We start from the raw sequence: 22,709 nt of genomic DNA, 5'->3' as shown, positions 1-22,709 counted from the left end.
CGATTCGCCCGTAGGAGTAGTCCCACCATTTGACGCACACGTCGTCTCGCGTACAAATGCGGCGGGAGGACCTGTCGACCATGGGGATCAGTTCGGATCGAGCGGAGGTTATCGGCGATACTCGCGGCCGACGTGTCCGGATATTCACGACTTATGCACGAAGACGAAGAGGCTACGCACGCTAAGCTGATGGCGCTTCTCGCCAGCGGCGTCGAGCCCGCAATCGAGGAACACGGCGGTCGCATCGTGAAAAACACCGGCGACGGGTTCTTGGCAGAGTTTCCAAGTGCCGTCGAAGCAGTTCGGGCTGCGATGCAATTCCAAGCTCGCGTCCGCGAACTTACCAATGCCGACCGGGAGGACAGCCGTATCGCTTTTCGGGTGGGCGTCAATATTGGTGATGTAATCGTCGAACCCCACGACATCTTTGGGGATGGCGTCAATATCGCGGCACGGCTTGAGAGCGTCGCAGCTCCCGGCGGCATCTGCATCTCCTCGGCTGTTTACGATCAAGTCCAAGGCAAGATCGGCGATAGGTTTGCCGATCTCGGCGAACAGGAATTTAAAAACATCGGCCGCCTGGTTCGAGTTTACGCCGTAATGGATCAATTCAGCCCAGCGACACCGTCTCAACGCGTGGGTTCGCCACCTCGCCTTTCCATCGTTGTGCTGCCCTTCGCCAACCTCAGCGGCGATCCGGAGCAGGACTACTTTGTAGATGGTGTGACCGGGAGCCTCACCACAGATTTGTCGCGCATCAGTGGCTCATTTGTTATCGGCCAGCACACCGCGTTTAGCTACAAAGGCAAATTGGTCGATGCCCGGCAGATTGGTCGGGAATTGAATGTTCGCTACGCGCTTGAAGGTTCGGTGCAGCGTTGCGACAATCGTCTCCGGGTGAATGTTCAATTAATCGATGCCAAGACGGGCAATCACCTGTGGGCCGATCGCTTCGACAAGCCCATCGCCGATCTGCTCAACATGCAGGACGAAATTGTAGCCAGGATTGCTCGGACATTAGATAGCCAACTCATTGTTGCCGAGGCGCGTCGCGCAGCAAGAACGTTGAATCCCGATGCCATGGATCTCTATTTCCAGGGCCGTTATTCTTGCAGTAGGGGAGCAACGCTCGAGAATTTGACAGAAGCTCGCAGTTCTTTTGAACGGGCTCTGGCGGCTGATCCACAAAATGTCGACGCCATGAGCTGGAGCGCGTTGGTCGAGACCGCGCTTGTCGCGGCATTCCTGACCGACAGCGGGCCTTCGTATCTGGCCGCGGCAGAGACCATGGTGCTAAGGGCGCTCCGCCTCGCTCCGGACCATGCCTGGGCACATTTCACCTTGGCTATGGTGCTCATCTATACGAACCGAACGGCGCAAGGCGTGGCTGAGTGCGAGCGAGCCTTGGCCCTGGATCGCAATCTGGCTGACGCTCACGAGATGATGGGTCAAGCTAAATTCTATATGGGTTGCGGCGCAGATACCGAGTTCCACGTCAACGAAGCACTGCGCCTTTCCCCTCGCGATATCTCCGCCTTCCGATGGATGAATACGGCGGGCTTTGCGAAGCTGCAGATCGCAGCAGACGCTGAAGCGGCCGCTTGGTGTGCGCGAGGAATCGAGGCCAACCGAAACTATCCGCTGCTGCATTTCGGGTATGCTGCAGCACTCGCGCTTCTTGGGAGGCTGGACGAGGCGCAAGTGGCCGCGAAAATGGGCCTTGCTCTTGATCCAACGTTTACTATCCGTCGCTTAAGAAATATTCCATTTCGCGGCGATGCAAAGTTCGTTGCTGGAGCCAAGCGCATGGTTAAGGGATTGCACATCGCCGGAGTACCGGAGGGGTGATGTCCGATGTGGGTAACAAGCGGCGGTCCGGCGCTCGCATACGGCAGGTCCGCTCTACCCTTGATACCAGACCTCCCTACGCCAAAGACACCGGTCCGATCCCCAAGAGCGCGCGCGATAATCGGGGCGCTGCGAACGACCCTGTTAGTCGCCGGAGGCGTGGCTTTCAGCTGCATCATTGCCTCTGACTTCAGAATGGAAAAGGCAGACGAGGACGGCACGGATTGTTTCTCAGCAATCGGGTTGTCTCTCAGCAATGGGCCATTTGCTGGAATTCCATAGGCCTCGTGCAAGCGATAGACGGGCGACCCTAAATGGCTTTCGGACGATCATGGGCAAGTCCATTGGGCGATCGAAGGGCACAATGGACAATCACTCTGAAGGAAACTCCACAGCCGGTGACCCCACACGTCTGACTACCAGTTTTTCGCTTAGCTGGGATTCGAGTTTCACGCGGTAGGAGCAAGCTGAAATTCATGCTCCGCTTCCATGCAAGTGTCGCTATCGTTCGAATTGATGAGTTCAAGGCGGGTCAGAGCAGCTCCGCCTGTGCGCGGAGCTGCCATTGTCGGCTTGCATTGACGTGCAGGACATCCGCTCCTCCACACCAACAACGACAGGATGCTGAAAAGACATCGACTTCCTATAGATCAACGGGGACGTCGCGCAAATAGCTACGGTGAGTAGCTACGAAGATGGGCCGCGGCTTACCCAGACTTCCTGACTTCGAATATCCACTGACAACGGATGAGATATTACTGCCAGCAATTTCGACAGCTTCATGAGCTCGCGACGCGCGTCCGCAAAGTGCCGAAGACCGGCTCAGGCCCGCTAACGGTTCGCCGAATTCCACTCTGCGCCGATAGTCATGAAGCAACTGCTCCTGTCTAAATTTCCGCTCAGCGAATTCCATCTTGGCCTTCAGTTTCCGTCTCGCCAAGTCTCCCTCTGCACCAATCTTTTGGACGTTGAAAGCTCGCGACGAGTGGCTATTGCGATGCTCGGTGCGCTCATCTTGGAGCACGTTACGCGGGATCGCGAAAGACAGCCGCCCGGCGCGCGATTTGAGCGCGCGGGCCAACCGCAGAACCTTCGACCTGCGCGCGCGGCTCAGCCTTTGATGACAATTTCTCACGGGGGTGTAGCCTGCGTCTCGGGCGGAGCTTGATTCGTCATGCTGGAAGCTATTCTCATGCTGCTGGGAATTGGAGCCGTGGCCCTTCTGCTTATTGCGTTTTGGGGACTGCATAGGCACGTGTGAGCGGGCCCGGCGTGCTTGAGGAATCTAACGGTGGACGCTAGCCGGTTCACGATTGGCGAATTGTCTCACGGTCTCAAAAGAGCGCTCGGAGGGCTCAGCAGTCCACTCTCTCAGTTGCCGTAGAGACAGCAAAATTGCTCTTCACCCGTCGTCTTGATGAGGGAAACCACCGTTACGAGATCCGCATCTCGACCTTTGTGCACTTCGACGTAATCCGCGCCGGCGCCAGGCGTTCTGCCGATTGTCGTGGATCGGCGATCATGCATGGATCGTTTACCAGCCCCAATGCTCCCGCGGCCGATCCAATTGCGGGTAAGTGCGCCGGAGCAACGACGAAGGGCCGCAGGAGCGCCTAAAAGCTTATAGGACGTCTCCTGCGGCCAGCGCCGGCACGTTCCGCACGATCGGCGCGGCACTGCGAGTGCTCGTACAGAGGCTGGTCAGCGTGAAGGGCAGGGGCCCGTCAATCAGGTGATTTTAATAATTGGGAGGCTTGTCTTCCCGCTTGAGCAGTCCCAAACGCCGTTCAAGCTCTTCCTTCTTGGCTACGAGTCTCGCGGCAAGAATGTCATTGACGACCGCATGGAGTCGCCAAAGCTCTTCGAGAGACATGCTCTCAAACGGCTGTCCTTCCATGAATCCCCCCGACTCACGAATTGCCCATAGCTTGGGCTTACGAGGGGCAGATAAACTTCGGGGTTGTTTCGCGGAGAGTTACCTACACCTGCGGCGCCGACCTAGCTTCTTGGAAGCTGAACGACTCGACCTTGACCGCGAGCGGCGCAACTGAGCTTGCGCTAATCGGTTTCGCAGGACACCTAATTCAGCCATTTGACATTCGATAAGTACGATACGTTGGTGCAGAGCAAAAACGGCATTGAAAGTTCGATCGGAAATACTCATCACGGCCTCAACACAAATGGACTGAAAATATTCCGACAATCATAGCATTACGACAGTGGACGGGCACAATTGCAAGGCGAATTCTTGAGCAATGCGCCCGACGCCGTTTTCTCGAGAAAGGAACACTGGGCGGACTGATGCTTGAACCGGCGCGCGCCCAAGCCAGCCCGTTGGCGTTGCCAGTGGATGGCGCGGCCACCGCCGATGACGAAACCATTCAACGCCATCGGCGAAGTCGTCCGGAAACAGGCAAGGTTGTAGGTTGACGACATCAGACGCGGGGAGGCCACCATGCTAGTCCTGATGAGCCTGATTTGGCGACGACTTGCCTACACAATGCTGATCGGCATGCGATCCAACCTCGTACGTCAGTGAAACGAGAGGCGGCTGTAGGTCAGGAAGCCACTATGCCCAAACAGGTCGTGAAAGCTATCTGCTCTTTGGCAGTTGCGTGCCGGTCGCTTTCGGCACGGTAGCGTTGGTTGCGCAAAATGGCACGAACGCCCACCTGTCTCAAAAAAGTAACCTGTTCGTGCTCAGGTTGATGTAGCGGGCTAGTCACACTGGTTATCGGAAGCCTGAATTCGCGAAGCTTCTGACCGTAGTCTTCCAGCAAACCGTCGGCGGCGGCCCTTGATGCATGGTGCGGCCGATGTGAAATGGATCATATTGCGAGCCAGAAATGTCGCGATAGGATCATTCCACCGGGGCTGGCTGTATATTTCACTTAGATCTTTTCACCCGGTGTCTTTTGACCACGCGAGATCGCAGCGACAACATCGCTGCGGCCTTAGTGCAGGCCGGCTTTGTTTCCCTCGCTGCAAGTTCTAGGTTTTTCTGTACCGACAATTTGCGGAATCCAAATTGCCGTGGAGGACGATTATGCCCAAGGAGAATTGCCTGATTGTTCGTGCCGCCGGGAAACGACTGGACCTGTTACGAGGCGAGGCCGCCCGCATCGCCAAGGGAGCTAACGCCGGCTGGTGGACCGACCGAGCGGAGATCGGCACCAGGTTCTGCTTTGAAGATTCTAAGTCAAAAGAGCTGTTCGCACTCACCTGCGACAGCCTCGGCATCACCTGTCAGGACGGCTAATCCATTGAAAAACCCGCCGGCCTGGAAGCCGGAGGTGTTTGGACTGCAGACCAGACCGGACAGACCATGAGCAGTTGCAGCATGAAGACTCGCCAGCTGCGAACGGGAGGCCGGGAGTTGAGGCGGTGACCCACAAAGGGAAGCGGGATTGTGTCAGCGACGATCTGGACGCGCCTGGAGGGGCACGACTTTGTCCATGTCGCTGTGACCGGAGCGCCGGCTTTGCAGCTTCACCACCTGCTCAAGTTCGAGAGCCTCTATGGCGAGATCATCTGCCAAGCGTTCGAAAAGTGCGCGCCTTTGCGAGTCGCTGGTTCGCCTGCTCATAAGGGCCATATCCGCGGCGTCGGCACGGAGTTTGTCCAATTTTTCCCTGAGGTCTGCCACGGTATCGGCCCCGTCCTGGAACCACCTCGTCATGTGGTGACGGGATGCAGGTCAACGGGAACAGGCTATGGGTTCTTCCTTAACCGATTGTTAGGCCGACATTCATCAGGGCCGAGATGTGAACGATCGCCCGCTAGCTTTGCCGAGCGCGGGTCTGCGGCTATTTCGCTCAATCCTTCAGTGCGCACGTGGTCACGAGCAGCATGGTCCGGCTGCATTGCCAATCGGATCCCAACATTGGTTCATTGACTCCACGAGGAGTACCGATGGCCATAGTAGTACCAGCGGCCATTAGAACAGCGATGGTCAGCGCGAGCGTTCGATAGGTTGTCAAGTTCCACTTCATTGCGCTTCCCTCCAGTGGAAGCGCCCATGCTACGCGCAGAGATACCTCCCGCTTGTGAACTACTTCACACGGCATTTCTCAACAGTCATCACAGTCGCGTGCAGCAAGCCCGCCGCGTGGGCCGGCGGCACTTGAGACTAGTCCGCTTTCTTACACAACTTGCCGTCGAGACAGCAAAATTGCACTTCACCCGTTTTGGCCAGGGAAGGGGCCACCTGCTGCGACAAAGACTACGGTTTCGGTAGTGCTGACTCGACCATTGTAAACACCGTAGTATTTATTCGCGCCGGCGCAAAAAACCGTGCACAATCAATAGAGTTGACAAGACACCCCTTCCGCGGAAAGGGCCCCCATCGAGAGCCAGATCTTCAGTTCATCGAGAATTCTGGCACTCCGCGATCATTCTGTAGGTACGTCGCAATTGTCGCAATTGGAGGGTACGCGGTCCTCAGCCGAAAGCTTGAAGGTAGCCCATATCAACTGGTCGCATTGCCGTCGCGCTAGGGCAGTGACGGCGGGTGCGAACCATCGAGCGACCGGAGCGGCGGGCTCCTGATCTCTTACGGTATTTGAACATACGCGCAACCAAGGTCGTAACGGCAGTCTTGACCACGCCGTCGGTGCTGATCAGCCGATGTCTCCGATAAATCGCCCAGAGCGCGAACGGTTCAAATTATTCTGTGAATTCAAGACCCCAAAAATGCGGCGGGTATACCGTCGGCATTTGTCCGTCAGACTTGAAGATTTGTGCTTGCAAATCAACGACGATACGATGTCCGAAATAATTGAGTGGGAGTAAGGCAATCGGCTGGTAACGCGCGCTTTAGCGTAGCTTCGTGTGGTGGGTCTCACTCGCATAAGAGCTGTTCGTCCCGACTTAACTCGAACGAGCTCAGCGTTCCAGTGCGTTTTTGCTGGCGGAGTACCGCGTCGCACCACAGCGTGCAGAAGAGCTGGAGCTGCTAAAAAGGCCTGCCGCGATTGGCGTTGTGCCTACGAACTTAGTTTTCTCGCACAGCGCTGAGGCGTACCGTTTGCCGCCCTGCATTACTTTCCTGTCAGGGCGAACAATCACATTCTGCCGGTTCGATTGCCGCCGAGACTGGTCGAACCCTTGTGGTCGCTCGCCGAGTGGTCGCATTGGCGCCTGTTGCGACCGGCCTATGATGAACAGCGCCGAGCCCTAGGGCTTCCGCACACCAGAACTCGTGCTTGCCCGCGGCATCGTCGAGTCCAAGGCTTTGGAAATTCAAGCCTATGACAAGGTGTTCTTTCCCGGGCTTGAGGCGGAATGGAGCTGGGGGAGGCCGTTGGTCGGCACGATGACCTTGGAATCCGCCACTGACTTCGATGATTCCGTGGTTTCCTGGATCGGCGCCGGCCGTCGGCCAATTTACTTCGGGTTCGACAGCATGCTAGTCGACAGGCCGGCCGAGACCGTTGAGATGATCGCAAATGCGTGCCGGGAAGTCGGCGCGCGTGCGCTGATCTGTTCTGGCGTGCTGACCCTTGGAGGCACGGCCCCGACACGAGACCTCATGATCTGCCCTCGGTCAATCACGCTAGGATGCTACCGCGCTGCCGCGCCATCGTTCACCACGGCGGCTCCGGCACTACTGCCTCCAGCGTGCGCTCCGGATTCCCAACTCTTATCCTCTGGATCGGCGCCGACCAACCGATATGGGGGCCACAGATCAAACGCCTGGGGGTAGGTACCTCACGTCGGTTCTCGGTAACTACGGTGGAGACCCTTCGAGATGACCTGCGAACCGTGCTGGAGCCAGGATGCCTCACTCAGGCGCGCGAGGTGAGCAATCAGATGACCCCGCCGAGCCTAAGCTTGACGGCCACCGTAGCGCTTCTCGAAGGGCTGGCCGCCACGGGCGCGTGATGTTGGTCTCAGGCGCTGCGCTCGAAGCATGGGCTGCGAGCTGGTACGGAATGCGATCTTCGATGATCGCAGGACCTTATGTGGCTGCTCGAAATCAAAGGTTGCCCTCGCCAACATGGACTTGAGCGGCGTGCCGCCTCTAGGGCACTTCCCTCAATCCGCTAACTTTCGATCGAGATCCGATCGCGACGTGGCCGGCGTCCCAAAAACCCCGTCGTAGATCACGAGGTGCCCTTCGATGCCGACGGCGGCAAGCGCTTCAAAGACGTCGACGATGCGGCCACCTCTCGGGGGCGCATCTCGACGTGCGACGGCGTCTTCTCGCGAGAGGATGGCTAAGTACGTCGAGGAGTCGGGCGATTTTCGGTGTCCATGCGCAAGCTCCACGTTTTGCGTGCTGCTCAGAGCTTGGACCGAAGTCCCGCGGAGGGCTGCTTGTCCCCGTCCAATCAGATAAGTGAGTTCGGACGGACGTTTCAAAACGCTCTGGAGCCCTCTCGTTCCACTTGGCGTCTACCATCTCACCAAGTACAAATCGCGCTAGAAGGGTCAAGCTACTTGACGTGTTTCGTATGGGTGACCAAAGCCGCTGTGATTCCGTGGCACCCGCAACTCGCATTTGAACCTGCCGACCGCTCGCGTCACTACTAGTCAAGCCGTGGTGGGAGCCGACGCTCCCTCAGTCCTCAGCTTTGAACGAGCCAGGCCAGCAACAGGAGAAATTGCGATGGAACGCGCGCCGCAACCTCCGCCTCAATACCCGCCGCCCGGTCCCGTCGAAAAGATGCCCAATTTGGCCCCGGAACGACAGTGCGCGCCACTTGCCAAGGTTCGCAGCGCCGACGTCTTTCCCTACCAGGCCAATGAAGTTGCGACGTCCCGCACCGAGGTCGGCCACATCGGTGCGGACGTTAGTCTGGTCCCGCCGGTGGGTGCCTGCCAATATCTCATCATCTGAGATTTCGGCGTCGACTGGCGGCATCTCAAGACCATCGCCAAGCGCGATCCACTGCTGGCAGCGCAGCTTATGCGTTTCGAGACTGACAAGTCACTGAAGTTTCAGATTATCGGATACAGCGACAGCACCGGCAATGAACGGAACAACATTTTCCTGCGCACGGGCCGGGCGAGGAATGTCTTTCACTTGTTTGGCCCTAGCGCCGGCTCGCGCGTCTTCTCCGTTCAGCCAGCTCCACACTACGAGTACCTGCAAGACAACACGACAGTGATCAACAGGGCCGCCAATCGGGCGGTGGTCGTCGAAATCTTCGTTGGCGGCGGAACGATCTAGCCACCTTCCGACAACAAGCAGGGGGGAGTACCGGGTTGAACGATTTGTGCGGCCGATCACACTTGCACGCAGGCTGGCAGAATCTCCGTTAGTTGAGCAAAGCATCTCTATCGTTGACTCGCTCTTCCGTTCACGAAAGCACCGGTTCCTCGACGGAGTGGAACCAACAAGTCTGTTCAAAAAAAGCGGCGTTACCGAACCCGACCGCCTTTCGCTGTGACCAATAACGAATTGCCAGGTGCGAAAGCCCAGCACTCACCAAGGTGCGAGGCCGTCGGCGTTCATGGTCTTAGTCTGAATGCCACTTGCGCGTTAGAAACTGAGGAGGGAGATATGGCGCCGCTGCCCATCGATCTGATCAAGCCGTTCCTGCCGCCTGGAACGACGCCTCGTGCGCAGCGCGACGACTCGCCTTCCGGCCGACCCAGATCAGACAGGGAGAGAGATCCCAAGGTCGTATACGAACGTGATCTCGGCGATTACGGCTGGAAGCTGCTTGATGGCGTGTACAAAGACTACGAGGCTCAGATCAAGGTGTGGAAGAACGCATTCAAGGATGTCACGGCCGCTTACGCGACCGCCGTAGCCATGCGCGCGAAGACATTCACAGAGGTTGAAGAGCAGTACAAGGCAGACGCGGCCCGTTTCGCTTTCATCTTTTCTCTTGTGACGAGCGGAGCGATGACATTCCTCGGTGCTTGGGTTCAATATAAGTTCGTTCCAAGCTTCACCGTCCGGAAATACAAGTGGGACTTGGCTTCCGTGATGCAGATGAATGAACCTCAGACCCTCGACCGATTTTCAAAGATGCAGGCCGCAATATTTGGCAACCTTGTCAAGGACGTTGGCAAAGAAATCGGCAAGAAATTTCCAGCCCCGGATCGCAGGGGCTCCTATCCCATGGATCAACCGTCTGTTGCGGCAAATATGGACGCAGACTTCAGCAGGCTCGTTGACGAATCAGCCGAGGTTGTTCTGTCCCAACTGAGGGACGTTCAAATGTGGATGAACCAAGGGACCGAGTTCGGCGCAGCCTGGTTGGCGCGCGAAAAGGGCAATGTCGAACAAGCGAGAACGGCGGTCCGCCAGCACATCGACACGATCCGAATGCGATGGGCCGCCGAGTGGGAATTCTTCGGCAAGATCCCGGTGAAGATTGCACGCCATTTTCTGGCCGACCATTACGAGAGGGCGCTCTGGGCCGACTACATCCATGAGGTCTTTGATCGCGCGATGGCGGCTATGAGCAAATCCTCGCGCTACAAACGACGCGTTGAGGAGCTGGCAAAGGCCGGTCTGAGCGATCTCGAGCAGCTAGAAAACCTGGAAGAGGATTGGCGGGAAGGATTCGGTCATCATAACTGGATCGAATCGCCGATCGTCAATCGGTTGAAAGAACTTAACGTTGTCTTCGCCGAAACAAACAAGGGTTCGCTCGACCAGGCAAACCGGATGATCGACGGGTCTCCAAGGCCCGAAGCGCGCGTGAAGGGTGCCGTAGATACCGGCAAGGAAATTGACGAGATTTATGGTTGGGCGGACATGTTTCTGATGGGCGTTCGCGACACGACCGCGCATCGGTTTTTTCCCGAGTCGAAGCCTCGACGTCTGGATCCCTTACCGTCGTACAGATGATGCAACTGTGCCACGTTACAACCCATACGCGGTGTTGAGATCTTGCTGGCGCTTTCGCTGGGATCGTCGGCGGGCCCGCCTTTAATGCGGCAATCGCGGATCCTCGGCGTGAGAGTCTTGTAGGCGCCCGATCCGCTTTAGCGGGCGCCCTTCGGCTTCGAGCCGAGCAAATTGTGCGTCCCACTGATGCTCACCGTTCCCGAGCACTCGAATCCGCCGAAAATTCCGCAGGAGCCGGTGACCGTGACGCGCAAGTCCTTGCGCCGGTAGATGTCGGCCGAAATGCCCAAGCGCGAAAAGTCATTCGCACTGTTCGGCAGGATGAGGTCGATATGTTCGGCTGCCCAACGCGGCAGATGTGGGTTGCTCTTCCAGAATAATTCGTTGCCGGCGTGGTGCGCGAAGTTCGGCCCGACCGTGAGGGCGCCGTCTGCGCCCTCGAATACGAAGCCTGTTTCGTCGATGTGGACGTTGACCCGATCGGGCGCCACTGCGAAATGCAGCGAGGTAATGTCTTGCGGTTGCGGGTCCTTACCGAATTGCGAGCTGTAGGCGTCGCTCCACTGTCCGCGGTCGCGTCCAAGCCCGAAGCCGTGCCGGCCGGGGAGGTCCCGCGTTGAGAGTGGCCTGTCGGACAGCTTCGGACGCCAGATCTCTCGAAAACCCTTGCCGATCGTCGCAGCCATCGACAGATCGAGGGCCCAATGCGATGATTTCTCCGGGCTGCGCCCCTCGGCGAAAGCGTCGAATCCGTCGGGTGTCTTGGCGATGCGTAGCTTCTTGATCAGGTCGTACCAGTTCGTTGGCAGGAAGGTGACGCCATCGAGTGTATTCGTTGCGGCCGCCACGCCGTACTGCTCGAGCTGATGCCTGATGTAGGGCTTTTCGTCATAAAGGCGGACATCCGGGTTGCGACCGGCGAAGTATTGCGTCAGATCGATCTGCGGGCGAAACATGGTCAGCCGCGCCGCGATCTTGCGGAAAGTGTCGGTCGTCGTCGGGTTGCTGGTCATCGCAGGGCCGCCCTCCGCGGGCAAGACTAATCTCAGATTGGTCTGCCCCAAGCGGGGCGGGTTCAAAATTTAGTTCGCTCAATTGTGCTGCCGGCAGCCTAAGTCATCTCCAATGACCGAGTTCCCGTCACGCTGACGCATAGACTGTTTGAACCTCCCAACCGGCAGCGCCGACCACGTTACATGGGGTGGTCTCGACAGCGAGGACAATCCAATGTCACTGCGGAGCAAGGTGTTCGACGTGCTCAATGGCCCAGCGGTCGCACGCATTCGGTTCCGGTTTCCGATCCGCGGCAGTCACGTGACGATAGCACCGCAAACGTTCCATCATGTCGCTCGCGCCATCCGGTTGGGACAAGTCACCGTCCGGGTTCCGACCGATCTCGCGGCCGGTGTTGCTGCGCAATATAACGACGTCGCGCGAACGCGAGCCGACGGTACTGCGGTTGCCGCGAATACTCTTGAGGTCGTATCTGCGACGGGGCGGATGGATGGGGCTTATATCGTCCACGAAGCCCTGCATGCCGCTTACGATCTCTTGCGCACCGGTCTCGACGCCAATGCGGAAGAGGCGTCCGCCTACGTCTGCACGGCCCTCTATTGCCGCATGACGGGCCTGCCCCGACCTCGCTGGGCCAACGGGCCGATCTATGCAAATGCCGCAGAGGTCGCCCGAACGCTGCTGTCGCAATATCAGAAGGGTGATCCTGGAATTCCGTGGGTCGGCGAAAGTGAATGGCGAATGCTGCGCGCCGGCGTTGGCCTTAATGGTGTCTACACCAGCGGTCCGGCCGGCATTGTCACTGGATGGCTTCTTGGCCAGCAATACACTCACGACGGCTGATCGACCTAAGCTGTTTTTCCGTTAGAGAGCAGGAGCTCTCGCCTCCATGCCGTGACCTCTTTCTCGGGCAGGCCAACCCGCTGGACCCTCAGGCGCCCAGCAAACCCAGCTTGCCGACCATCGCAAGCGAACGCTGAACGCTTTCTCGTGTTGACAGCAGCAACGGCTCCGCGGGGTGTCCGGCGCTATCCCTCTGATCCATCCGGATGGTCTCGCCGAATCTTTTGGTCATTTCGGTCGTGATCTGGTCGATGGTCCGGGTACCGTCGAGCAATTGCACAAAGTCCCGGGTTCGGTCATCCTCGAGCTGCACCGTCTGATGGAGAAGGTTGGTGACCAGGGGACCTGTCTGCGCTTGCTTGCGGGCGAGAAGACTCGCCTGCGGACGGTCCGACGCGCCTTGCAAAAGGAACGGCCGCGACAGCAGGAAGGAGACCTCGCCGCTGCAAGCCAGGATGAACATCGCCTCAGTCAGCGCCCTTCTGTCATCATCTGCCATTCGGCCACCAAGCAGTGCCCGGGCGCCAGCGAGCAATTCGTCAAAGGACAGTGCGCGAGGCCAGGTGCGGCCGAGACACAGGTGCGCGGCCTTCAGGAGCGGATTGGTCACCTTAATCGTGCTACCGTCCTGATTCTCGAATTCCATCGCTGAATCGTCGGTCACGCAGGCGTCCGGATCAACCGGGCTCGTCGTGCTCAGCAAATGAAAGCGGGTGATGAATTCGAGGTCGATCTGGCGGGAGAGCGAGACGTCGTCGTGGCAGAGCAGGGTACGGCGAAAGCCGTTCCCGTCGATGAAATCCTGATACTGGTCGCGCGCCATGAACTCGCTGTCCGGGAAGCGTTGCAACGTCGCGCGCACCTCCTCGGAATAGCCTGCCAGGTTGCGTCGCGAGAAATCGGCGTCACTCAGATATTGCAAGCCACAGGAGCCTGCGCGCTCGACAACTTCGTGCAGCAGGAATGCCTCGGCGCCGTCGTCGAGATCGTCGTGAAACAACAGCTCGTCGGGAGACTTGAGGACGCGGTTGTACTGGTCGCGCATGACCGCACCGTGAACCGAGGTAACCTTCGAGCCCTCACTCAGGAACTTCAGGATTGCGCGGGCCTGTCCTACCTTCTCTTTCATGCTGGTGAGGCGGCGGGTGTGGTACCGCATCATGTCGCGGGCCATGTCCCGCATGTGCGAGAACGGGTGCGCATTGTAGCTGACATAGCAGACCCCTTGCGGCGCGAGGTTCTGCTTGAATATCATCATCATCTTCTCGCGCACTGCCGGCGGCACCCATGAAAACACGCCGTGGGTAATTATGTAGTCGAACTCTCCGAAATTTGCGTCGACATCCATGATGTCGCGGTGCAGGAGTTCGATGTTGCTCAAGCCCAAGGCTGCGATATTTCGTTGACCGCGCTCGATCGTTACGCCGCTCAGGTCGACACCGACGAATTCGCTGGCCGGATATTGAAAGGCCATCGGCAACAGATTGCCGCCAACGCCGCAGCCGAGCTCCAGCACCCGGCAGCGTTCCACCCGAGCGGGTTGCATGCCATAAACCGCAGCGATGGTTGCGAGATGGTTCGGATGAGTGAGGCCGTAGACGTGGCCGGGGTAGAAGACCTCGTCATATGGTGTGGGACCGGTGCTCGCGGGGCGATGTTCGGTTTGAATGTTCATCGTCCTCAATTCCACAAATATACGAACTTGTCGTTTTCGATCGAGACTCGCGCTTGCTTGACCTCTTCCTTGGCGAGCGACTTGCTGAGGAATTGGCGCGACAGCTCCGGGAGCAAGGTGTTGGTGATGATGTTGTCGATCATGCGCCCGCCGGAATCCGGATCGTTGCAGCGTGCGACAATGTGCTCGACGACGACATCGTCGTAGCTGAAGGCCGCGTTATGATTGTCGCGGAGCCGCCGTCCGATCCGGTCGAGCTGCAATCGAGTGATCCCGGCGAGCATCTCGTCCGACAGCGGGAAGTATGGGATCGAGACGATGCGTCCGAGGAGTGCTGCGGGAAACACCTTCAACAATTCCGGTCTCAGCATCTTGGCGAGCTCTTCCGGCTCGTTGCGATACTTGGGGTCACGCGAGAGGCCCATGATCAGATCGGTGCCGACATTGGTCGTCAAAATGATCAAGGTGTTCTTGAAGTCGATCCGCCGGCCGTTGCCGTCCTCCATGGTCCCCTTGTCGAACACCTGGAAGAATATCTCATGAACGTCGGGATGGGCTTTTTCCACCTCGTCGAGCAGGATGACACTGTAGGGCTTGCGCCGCACCGCCTCAGTTAGGCGGCCGCCCTCGCCATAGCCGACATAGCCGGGAGGTGCGCCCTTCAAGGTCGAAACGGTGTGCGCTTCTTGAAACTCCGACATGTTGATCGTGATCATGTTCTGCTCGCCGCCGTAGAGGGTCTCGGCAAGCGCCAAGGCGGTTTCCGTCTTGCCCACCCCGGACGGTCCGGCCAGCATGAACACTCCGATTGGTTTCGACGGGTTGTCCAGTTTGGCTCGGCTGGTTTCGATTCGCTTGGCGATCATCGTCAGCCCATGGGACTGGCCGACCACACGGCGGTTGAGAATCTCCGGCAGCTTCAGGACAGTTTCGATCTCGTCCCGCATCATCCGGCCGACCGGGATGCCGGTCCAGTCGGATACGACGGACGCGACCGATTGCTGATCCACATGGGCATAGACCATCCGCTTTTCCGGATTGATGCCCTCTAGCGTCTCGAACTTACCGCGCAGCTCCGCGCGTCTGGAAGCTGGGTCCTCGCCTTCCTTGGCCTCCGACAGGATCTCGCGAATGCTGCGGATGTCCTTGACCAGCACCTGCTCGGCGGCCCAATCGGCCTCGTGGTGCGCCAGCTTGTCCTTCAGAGCTGCGATATCGTTGTCGATCGCGGCAATGCGCTCGCTCTTCGTGATACCGAGGTCAGCGTCGTTGACCAGCGCGGACCGTTCAGCCTCGCGAGCGGTAATCGAAACACGCGTGTCCTCGATCAGAGCCGGCGTCGCGCTCTGGCTGATGGCCACACGTGCCGATGCGGTGTCGAGTAGGCTGACTGCCTTGTCCGGGAGCTGTCTTGAAGGAATGTAGCGGTGCGAGAGGTTGACGGCTGCAACGATCGCGGCATCGGAGATGCGAACACCATGGTGCTTTTGCATCGGACCAAGAAGTCCGCGCAGCATGATGCAACAGGTCTCGACGTCGGGTTCATCGATCTGGATCGGCTGGAAGCGTCGTGTGAGAGCGGGGTCCTTCTCGATATACTGGCGATACTCCGCCCATGTGGTGGCGGCGATCGTACGGAGCGTGCCACGAGCGAGGGGAGGTTTCAGGAGGTTGGCCGCGTCTCCCGTGCCGGCCGCGCCTCCGGCTCCGATCAGCGTGTGGGCTTCGTCGATGAAGAGGATGATGGGAGTGGGTGAGTTTTGGACCTCATCGATCACCGAGCGCAGACGCTGTTCGAACTCGCCCTTCATCGAAGCGCCGGCCTGCATCAGGCCGATGTCGAGCGCGCAGAGAGTTACATTGCGTAGCGGTGGTGGTACATCGCCAGCGGCGATGCGCTGCGCGAAGCCCTCGACCACGGCGGTCTTGCCGACGCCGGCCTCGCCGGTGAGGATCGGGTTATTCTGCCGCCGGCGCATCAGCACGTCGATCAATTGGCGGATTTCGTCGTCCCGGCCGAGGATCGGATCCATCTGGCCTGATCTGGCCTTGGCGGTGAGATCCTGGGCAAACCGGGCGAGCGGCGTCGTTCCTTTGGGACCTGTTTGGTCCGCACCCTCCGTACCGGCGCCGACCAGTCCCGAGCCGTCCATCGGCCGCATGGTCTCCTCATCGGAGCCGGACCAGATCGCGCGGCGCTCGGCGGCCAGTGCATCGACGTTGACCTTCGCGAATTCCTGCGAGAGATTGTTCAGGGCACGACGGACATCGTTCGACTTCAGGCCTGCCACAAGCAGATGGCCGGTGCGGATCTGAGTTTCGCCGAAGAAGAGCGTCGCATAATGCCAACTCCGATCGAGGAGATCGATGACCGAATTGGCGACACCTGGCATGTCGGTCTCGTTCTTGCGAAATCCATTGATGACTCCCGCAATGTCCGACAACAAGCGCGGGCGGTCGAGCTTGTAGTGATCCAGGGACAGGCTCAGATCCGTGCGCTCCTGCTGCAGGATATGAAACAGCCAATGCGCGAGCTCCACATTGCGGTTACCGGCGCTCTTGGCATGGCGCAAAGCCTGTATGAAGGCATCATAGCCGGCCCGGTTCAGTTTCCCCGTTACAGCTTCCAGGCTGATGTCTGTCACGGCGGCCCTCCTGCTCAATTCCTCCGCGGTGCCCGGCACCATGCGGAAAATGCTTCAAATCCCTAGTGTTGTGGCGGTCGGTGCGGTGGATAGGTTCAAATCGCAGCCGCATCGACCGCGCGACGGGCCCTCAGGCGCTCACCGAGCTGAAAGCGGGCATCGCGGCGAAATTCTTCCGTCGAGCTCCAGTTCGGCGACACCCAGGTGGTCCAACCAAGCCGACCGCTCTGCCCAAGCCTGACCGGGACAACCTCTCCCGAGGGAATGGCGAGTTCCACCTCCCATTCGAGTTCATCGCCAATGTAGAAGAACACGGCGTCTGCCAGTGGCTCCGACAGATTGGGTGTTTCGGTCGGCAGGAACTGCTCGTACTGAGTAAAGTTCTTGACGAAGACTCGAACCCTGATCTTGTCCTCAACGCTGAAGACGCGTGAGCCCAGAAGGGCGTCCCGGCCGAGCCTCGCATGCGTCCCGCCGAGACGGCTGCAGTGACTCGGATCGAAGGAGAGCCAAGTTCCGACAAATTCGTCGATCTCGACCTTGACGCCGAACAACCCCTGCAGAAATCGCGTCAGCCGTGACGCGCACTTGGCCCTGGGAGCGATCAGACCGGCGAAGCTGAGCTTCGCCATGTCCGGTACGGTGTCCCGATCGACGAAAACGTCGGAGCCGAGACCAGCAAAGGAGCCGACATAGGCGATGAAGCGATCCTCTGCCGGCCTGTCATGCTGCGCGATCGGTCGCGCGTCGGCCCAGGCGCGAAAGAAGAGTTGCAGGAAGCGTCCGTTGAGGAGGTCGAGGAAACGCGGGAATGCGTCGTCCCGCATGAGCCACCAACCAAGGCTTTCGTCGGTGGTCGCAAGCGGCAGTGCGCCCTGTGGTCCCAGGAGGCCGAGAAACTTGACGAGTATCCGGAGCCGGCCGGACTGGTCATCGACCGCCGCGAGGTTGGAGGCGGGGAACTCCAAATAGGGCACTTGGCCGAGGTCGACGTATTCTTCTCGCCGTGTGGCACTGTCACCGATCCGCGGCCGATCCGGATTGGCCCGCTCGAGCTGGCGCAACGTATTGAAGAAATCGAACCGCCAAGGCTCGGCCTTCATCTCTTCGATCAGCGTCACAGCGGCCTCCGTGTGCCCATGCGCGGCGGCCACCGCATGATCTCACCGCGTTCCGGCGTCGAGATCACCGTCTGCGTGAACGTATTGAAGCCCGAATAATCGGCGAAGAAACGCTCCAGCACAGCGCCGAGCAAAAACACCCCGCTGCCTTCAAATGCTTTCTCGTCGAGAATGACGGTGATCTCCAGACCACGTGCCGCGCCGCTGCCCGCGCGCTCACGCACTCGCCGTACCACCGGCCGGCTTTCAATGCTGCGCACGCCGCGGATCTTACGTTCTGTGGCGTCGTCGAACTGGTCGGCGAACAAGGACAGCATTTCGCGCAGCGCTCCGGCATTCTTGCCGCCGCCGCGCTCGACGAGGCCAAGATAGTTCAGGCTCAGCATGTTGATGAGCCGCCAGCTGACAATCCCGCTATTGGCGATCTCGCTGCGGCTGCGCAACTGGGCAACCACCGGCTCGCGCGGTGGGGTGGGACCCGCGACGCATATGAGATCGAGGGAGGTATCATCCAGCAGGCGGAAATCGGCGCCGCCCTGGCCGACCGGCAAATGCTCGGTCAAATGGCGATTGGAACACAATGCCCGGACGCTGAGTTCGGCAACCGGGCCTTCGCCACTCAATTGACCGGGCTCGAGCAGTGACAGGAACATGTCCGTCCCCGTGTAGTCGGAGGATGCGCCGTACGTCTTCTCTTCCACGGTGCGGCGCCGAGGCAACCGGCGCACCGTGAAATAAAGCCCTTCGACCGATCCGCTGGTCCGGTCGACAGCCGCCGAATACAGCGGACGCACCGGCCGCTTGTCCTTTTCTGCCGAAAAGTGGGCGTAGACTTCGAGCACTTGGTGGGGCTCGTATTCCAGATAGCGGCTGCGATCCGGCACCACATGGTACTCGTGCGTATTCGACTTGACGACGATGCGATCGCTCGTCTTCTCGAACAGGTTTATCGCTGGCGCCGTATAGAGCATGAAGATATCAGGACGCACCGCGGCGGCCAGACGGGAATTATGTTCATCGAAGGCAAAGACGATGTCGATCGATTTGCTGCGCAGCCGTGGCATCACGCTGCGCAGTCCCGTCAGGTTGATGCCGAGGAACTTACGCGGGAACATGAAATATTCGCGCAGCAGTTCCGAACCGCGAAACACCCGATTGTCGCTGGGAAAGAGCAGCTCGTTCTCGTCGAAGCCGATCTGCTGCACGCAGTCATCGGGTGCACCGGTCACCACCGGGTCGCCGAAGTCGTCGAGATGGCGGAAGTAGACGCCCCGGCAATTCGAGATCAACTGCTCGTAAAGCGCGATGGCATCGGATTCCGCGCCGGACAGATAGATCGGGAGTTCGCTGACGCGGCAGCCTGCAAACCAGGTTTCCGGCTTGGTCCGGTTCTCTGCGCCCGGCGGTTCCTCATCGAGCCGAGCCGCAGTGCGATGCGTCAGTGACAGTCTCAGTCCGGCGATGACGTCGCTGCCGACCGAAATCCCAAGCGCTTGCAGCGCGCCTGCAGTCGAGAAATACTCGGCGCCCGTGACGTCGAACGGCCAGAGCGCAATATCGCGGCAGAGTCGAAATCGGCAGGAAAGACTTCGCTCTCTTTCGCGATAGGTGGCGTCGAAATAGGCGCCGCGAGCGATCTTCTTGCCATCGCGCAGCGCCGGGTCGGCATAGGATGGTCGTGCCGTGACCAGCATGGCCGATGGGGTAGGGGCGAGGTAGTTTGGAACCAGCTGCTCGAGCAGGTTGGCCGTGAATTCCGGAAATTCATGCTTGAGTTTGAGCTGAACACGGGCGGCGAGAAACGCTGCGCCTTCGAGTAACCCGGTGATCATCGGATCCGACCGATCCCGAACCAGGCCGCCCAGGCGCTCCGCGATGCCAGGATATTCTTCGGCGAAATCGCCGGCCTGCTCGTAGAGCAGCGACAGTTCGCGGTTGTAGAAATCCAGGAATTCGCGATTCATGCTACAGTCGGTTGATCTGAATGTCGCCGCTGTCGAGATCGACGTCGGCGACGAATTCCACAGGGACGTTGAGCGGCTCGGTCTTCAGGTCTGCGTGAACGATGAAGCGCAGCTTGAGTTGTTCGGGGCCGACCGAGCCGTCGCGGCGGATCCGGATCGACTTGCGATCAAGCCTCGGTTCATAAGTCGTCAGCGTTGCGCGCAGCGCGTCGGTGAGTTCATCGTCGGTGACCTCGTCGATCGATCTGTGGGCGATATCGGGGAAGCCGTAGTTCAGGATCGACGTTCGCACGCAATCCCGGCCGTTCAGGTCCAGGATCGATTCCAGAGCGATGGTATTGAGGAGCGTTTCGAGGTCATGCGAGACCTCGCGCCGCAGCAGGGTTTCTGAGATCGGAAAGCGACCCGCGCTGCGCCGCCCGGCAATGACCCGTTCACCGAACTCATCGCGCAAATTGAGCTTCTTGCGCGCATCGCGCGCTTCATGGGCCGAGCGAAACGCCAGCATCAATGGAGGAGAGAGCCGATCCCTCTTTGGTGCAATGGTCATTTACGGTCCCCATGACGCCTGACTCAAACGGCGCCTGGCCCAAACGCATCGACAGGGCGCTAGTCGATCTCCGAGGTCGCTTCAGCAGGCGTCGACTTACGATGGGCCGGCCAAAAGCTACGGATCAAAATTGCAACGCTGGCGCCGGTTCGCGCTGTTCGCAACCGGCGCCAAGCAGAGGCCGAAAATCAGGCCCATTCCTTGTTGGCTGGCACGTCCCAGCCGAACGTCGGCGAAGTTCCGCCAGCGCCTTTCTCCGTTTGGGTCCTGTAGGTCATCTTGACCTTCGCGAAGTTCAGGCTGACGTTTTCGGTGAGACGGTCCTCGCCGTGCGATCCGCCCGTCGATACGCTGCTGACCATGACGTGTTTCATCTCGATCTTGAGATATTCCAGCGGATTTTCTCCGGCCTTGCGGACAGTGAGGATCGCGGTGTCGATGTGCTTGCCATTGGCGCAGACTTTGAAGAGTTCCGGCGTGGCTTTGTCGACGAAGTGCGTGAAGTGGAGATCCTGAATGCTGACCTTGCCGGCGCCGCCGCCCGAGCCGCTGTGGAATGTGCCGGTCTGACTCTCGCCGAACGACCAGCTCAAGATATCGATTTCGTCCTTGTGCTTGTCGTCCAGCGACTCGCCTTTAATCGGATCGAGTTTCAGGAAGATGTCGACAGCCATAGCATAGTCCTTTCAAAATTCTGCATGTTTACGGTTGCGATGCTGCGGCGTCATGAGCTGGGGCCCGGCAGGCGCGAAACCAGACTGAGGCCGACGTCCATCGCCTCCAGTTGAAAGTGTGGACGAAGAAAGAAGCGCGCGTTGTAGTATCCCGGGTTCTCCTCGTTTGCTATGACCTCTACCTTCGCAGCGGCCAGCGGCTTGCGCGCCTTCTGAGCTTCTGACGACAGGGCTGGGTTGGCATCAACGTACTCGTTGATCCAGGTCTGCAGCCAGACCGTCAGCTCATCCTTCTCCTTCATGGATCCGATCTTGTCGCGAACCATGCACTTCAGATAGTGCGCAAAGCGAGACACAGCGAACATATAGGGCAGTCGTGACGACAGGTTGTCGGACGCGGTTGCATCCACGCCCTTCTCGCCAAAATATTTCTTCGGCTTGTAGAGCGACTGGGCACCGATGAAGGCGGCTTTGTCGGTGTTCTTGCGATGGATCAGCGGGATGAGGCCCGCTTTTGCAAGTTCGTGCTCGCGGCGATCGCTGATGGCGATCTCGGTCGGGCACTTCAGGTCAACGCCCCCGTCATCGGTGGGGAACGTGTGCGTCGGCAGGTTGATAACTTCTCCGCCGGACTGCACGCCGCGGATGCGCGTGCACCAGCCGAACTCCTTAAAGGCGCGATTGATGTTGACGGCCATCGCATAAGCGGCGTTGATCCAGCCATATTTGTCGCCAGTGTGTCCGTCCGTCTCCTCCTCGAACGCGAACTCTTCCACGGGCTCCGATTTCGCCCCGTAGGGAAGGCGACCCAGGGCGCGCGGCATGCACAGACCGAGATAACGCGAGTCATCCTGATCGCGCAGCCCCTTCCAGGCGGCATATTCCGGCGTGTCGAACACCTTGCCGATGTCGCGTGGGTTGGACAGCTCGGTCCATGAATCCATTCCCATCAGTGTCGGCTCGGCGCCGCTGAAGAAGGGAGCGTGAGCGGCGCCTGCGATCTTGCTGAGATCGCGCAGCAACTGCACGTCAGTGGGCAGGTGGCTGAAATAGTAGTCGCCGATCAGGCAGCCGAACGGCTCGCCGCCCAGCTGGCCGAATTCGTACTCATAGATTTGCTTGAACAGCGGGCTTTGGTCCCAGCGTGCATCGGGGTAAAGCCGAAGGTTCCGATACAGCTCGTTCTTCGAGACGTTCATCACCCGGATCTTGAGGTTGGCGTCGGTCTCGGAATTGAAGACGAGGTAGTGGAGGCCGCGCCAGGCACTTTCGATCGCCTGGAACTCGGGCGCATGGAGGATCTCGTTCATCTGCGCGGTCAGCTTCTGGTCGATCCGCGAGATCATTTCCTCGATGGTGTCGATTACGTCGGACTTGATGACGCTCGTGTCTTTCAGCGCTTCCTGCACGAGCGTGGATACCGCATTTTCGACTTCGGTCGCTGCGCGTTCAGTGCGCGGCTTGAAGCTTTGCTTCAACAAAGCGGAAAATTCGTCGGCCTCGACGGTGCCGACCTGGGTGCTGGTACCTTTTTGAACAGCTTCTTTTGCCATGGTCCCCATCCTT

At 59.2% G+C, this 22,709-nt stretch carries 15 protein-coding genes; 7 read left to right on the top strand and 8 right to left on the bottom strand.

Going from position 1 to position 22,709, the window contains the following annotated elements:
- The first annotated feature begins 96 nt into the window (after nucleotides 1-96).
- From GGD62_RS07085 to GGD62_RS07070, 6 genes are all read left to right on the top strand, one after another.
- Nucleotides 97-1,848 carry an adenylate/guanylate cyclase domain-containing protein gene (locus GGD62_RS07085; RefSeq protein WP_312014255.1) on the top strand — a complete coding sequence of 584 codons (1,752 nt, stop codon included), beginning with the start codon at nucleotides 97-99 and terminating at the stop codon, nucleotides 1,846-1,848.
- A 3,046-nt stretch (nucleotides 1,849-4,894) separates the two neighbouring features.
- Nucleotides 4,895-5,107: a hypothetical protein gene (locus GGD62_RS07080; protein WP_018319114.1), complete on the top strand. Its 213-nt coding sequence runs from the start codon at nucleotides 4,895-4,897 to the stop codon at nucleotides 5,105-5,107.
- A 2,300-nt stretch (nucleotides 5,108-7,407) separates the two neighbouring features.
- Nucleotides 7,408-7,731, top strand: a complete 324-nt coding sequence (locus tag GGD62_RS41800; protein WP_409333933.1) for a glycosyltransferase — start codon at nucleotides 7,408-7,410, stop codon at nucleotides 7,729-7,731.
- A gap of 784 nt (nucleotides 7,732-8,515) precedes the next feature.
- Entirely contained in the window at nucleotides 8,516-8,689 is a 174-nt protein-coding gene (locus tag GGD62_RS40735) for a hypothetical protein (RefSeq protein ID WP_246800005.1), read from the top strand.
- Nucleotides 8,690-8,758: 69 nt separating this feature from the next.
- A complete protein-coding gene (locus tag GGD62_RS40730) occupies nucleotides 8,759-9,022 on the top strand; it encodes a hypothetical protein (RefSeq protein WP_246800004.1) in 264 nt (87 codons plus the stop codon).
- Between the two features lie 333 nt (nucleotides 9,023-9,355).
- On the top strand, nucleotides 9,356-10,657 hold the full coding sequence (locus GGD62_RS07070) for a hypothetical protein (RefSeq protein WP_183707728.1): 1,302 nt from the start codon (nucleotides 9,356-9,358) through the stop codon (nucleotides 10,655-10,657).
- Nucleotides 10,658-10,794: 137 nt separating this feature from the next.
- Here the strand turns inward: GGD62_RS07070 and GGD62_RS07065 are convergent, their stop codons facing one another.
- Nucleotides 10,795-11,670: a hypothetical protein gene (locus GGD62_RS07065; RefSeq protein ID WP_177237209.1), complete on the bottom strand. Its 876-nt coding sequence runs from the start codon at nucleotides 11,668-11,670 to the stop codon at nucleotides 10,795-10,797.
- A gap of 232 nt (nucleotides 11,671-11,902) precedes the next feature.
- Between GGD62_RS07065 and GGD62_RS07060 the strand changes: the two genes are divergently transcribed.
- The gene (locus tag GGD62_RS07060) at nucleotides 11,903-12,514 is read left to right on the top strand and encodes a hypothetical protein (RefSeq protein WP_312014249.1); all 612 of its coding nucleotides are present in this window, start codon (nucleotides 11,903-11,905) and stop codon (nucleotides 12,512-12,514) included.
- Between the two features lie 88 nt (nucleotides 12,515-12,602).
- Here the strand turns inward: GGD62_RS07060 and GGD62_RS07055 are convergent, their stop codons facing one another.
- From GGD62_RS07055 to tssC, 7 genes are all read right to left on the bottom strand, one after another.
- The gene (locus GGD62_RS07055) at nucleotides 12,603-14,189 is read right to left on the bottom strand and encodes a methyltransferase regulatory domain-containing protein (protein ID WP_183707724.1); all 1,587 of its coding nucleotides are present in this window, start codon (nucleotides 14,187-14,189) and stop codon (nucleotides 12,603-12,605) included.
- Between the two features lie 5 nt (nucleotides 14,190-14,194).
- Nucleotides 14,195-16,834, bottom strand: a complete 2,640-nt coding sequence (gene tssH, locus GGD62_RS07050) for a type VI secretion system ATPase TssH (protein WP_183707722.1) — start codon at nucleotides 16,832-16,834, stop codon at nucleotides 14,195-14,197.
- Between the two features lie 95 nt (nucleotides 16,835-16,929).
- Nucleotides 16,930-17,988 carry a type VI secretion system baseplate subunit TssG gene (gene tssG, locus GGD62_RS07045; protein WP_183707720.1) on the bottom strand — a complete coding sequence of 353 codons (1,059 nt, stop codon included), beginning with the start codon at nucleotides 17,986-17,988 and terminating at the stop codon, nucleotides 16,930-16,932.
- On the bottom strand, nucleotides 17,952-19,919 hold the full coding sequence (gene tssF / locus GGD62_RS07040; protein WP_183707719.1) for a type VI secretion system baseplate subunit TssF: 1,968 nt from the start codon (nucleotides 19,917-19,919) through the stop codon (nucleotides 17,952-17,954). The genes tssG and tssF overlap by 37 nt, the downstream gene beginning before the upstream one ends.
- 1 nt (nucleotide 19,920) lies before the next feature.
- The gene (tssE, locus tag GGD62_RS07035) at nucleotides 19,921-20,427 is read right to left on the bottom strand and encodes a type VI secretion system baseplate subunit TssE (protein WP_244550710.1); all 507 of its coding nucleotides are present in this window, start codon (nucleotides 20,425-20,427) and stop codon (nucleotides 19,921-19,923) included.
- Nucleotides 20,428-20,657: 230 nt separating this feature from the next.
- Nucleotides 20,658-21,143, bottom strand: a complete 486-nt coding sequence (locus GGD62_RS07030) for a type VI secretion system tube protein Hcp (RefSeq protein WP_092258832.1) — start codon at nucleotides 21,141-21,143, stop codon at nucleotides 20,658-20,660.
- 50 nt (nucleotides 21,144-21,193) lie between these two features.
- Nucleotides 21,194-22,696, bottom strand: a complete 1,503-nt coding sequence (gene tssC, locus GGD62_RS07025) for a type VI secretion system contractile sheath large subunit (protein ID WP_177237211.1) — start codon at nucleotides 22,694-22,696, stop codon at nucleotides 21,194-21,196.
- Between the last annotated feature and the right edge of the window lie 13 nt (nucleotides 22,697-22,709).

It is taken from the genome of Bradyrhizobium sp. ERR14, from assembly GCF_014198235.1.
Classification (GTDB): Bacteria; Pseudomonadota; Alphaproteobacteria; order Rhizobiales; family Xanthobacteraceae; genus Bradyrhizobium.
Note: the sequence above shows the minus strand (reverse complement) of the source record. Positions and strands in the feature narration are given on the sequence as shown.

Coding starts and splice junctions, on each gene's coding strand:
- GGD62_RS07080 (WP_018319114.1), top strand. CDS start 4,895: ATGCCCAAGGAGAATTGCCTGATTGTTCGTGCCGCCGGGAAACGACTG.
- GGD62_RS41800 (WP_409333933.1), top strand. CDS start 7,408: ATGCTACCGCGCTGCCGCGCCATCGTTCACCACGGCGGCTCCGGCACT.
- GGD62_RS40735 (WP_246800005.1), top strand. CDS start 8,516: ATGCCCAATTTGGCCCCGGAACGACAGTGCGCGCCACTTGCCAAGGTT.
- GGD62_RS40730 (WP_246800004.1), top strand. CDS start 8,759: ATGCGTTTCGAGACTGACAAGTCACTGAAGTTTCAGATTATCGGATAC.
- GGD62_RS07070 (WP_183707728.1), top strand. CDS start 9,356: ATGGCGCCGCTGCCCATCGATCTGATCAAGCCGTTCCTGCCGCCTGGA.
- GGD62_RS07065 (WP_177237209.1), bottom strand. CDS start 11,670: ATGACCAGCAACCCGACGACGACCGACACTTTCCGCAAGATCGCGGCG.
- GGD62_RS07055 (WP_183707724.1), bottom strand. CDS start 14,189: ATGAACATTCAAACCGAACATCGCCCCGCGAGCACCGGTCCCACACCA.
- tssF (WP_183707719.1), bottom strand. CDS start 19,919: ATGAATCGCGAATTCCTGGATTTCTACAACCGCGAACTGTCGCTGCTC.
- tssE (WP_244550710.1), bottom strand. CDS start 20,427: ATGCTGGCGTTTCGCTCGGCCCATGAAGCGCGCGATGCGCGCAAGAAG.
- GGD62_RS07030 (WP_092258832.1), bottom strand. CDS start 21,143: ATGGCTGTCGACATCTTCCTGAAACTCGATCCGATTAAAGGCGAGTCG.
- tssC (WP_177237211.1), bottom strand. CDS start 22,696: ATGGCAAAAGAAGCTGTTCAAAAAGGTACCAGCACCCAGGTCGGCACC.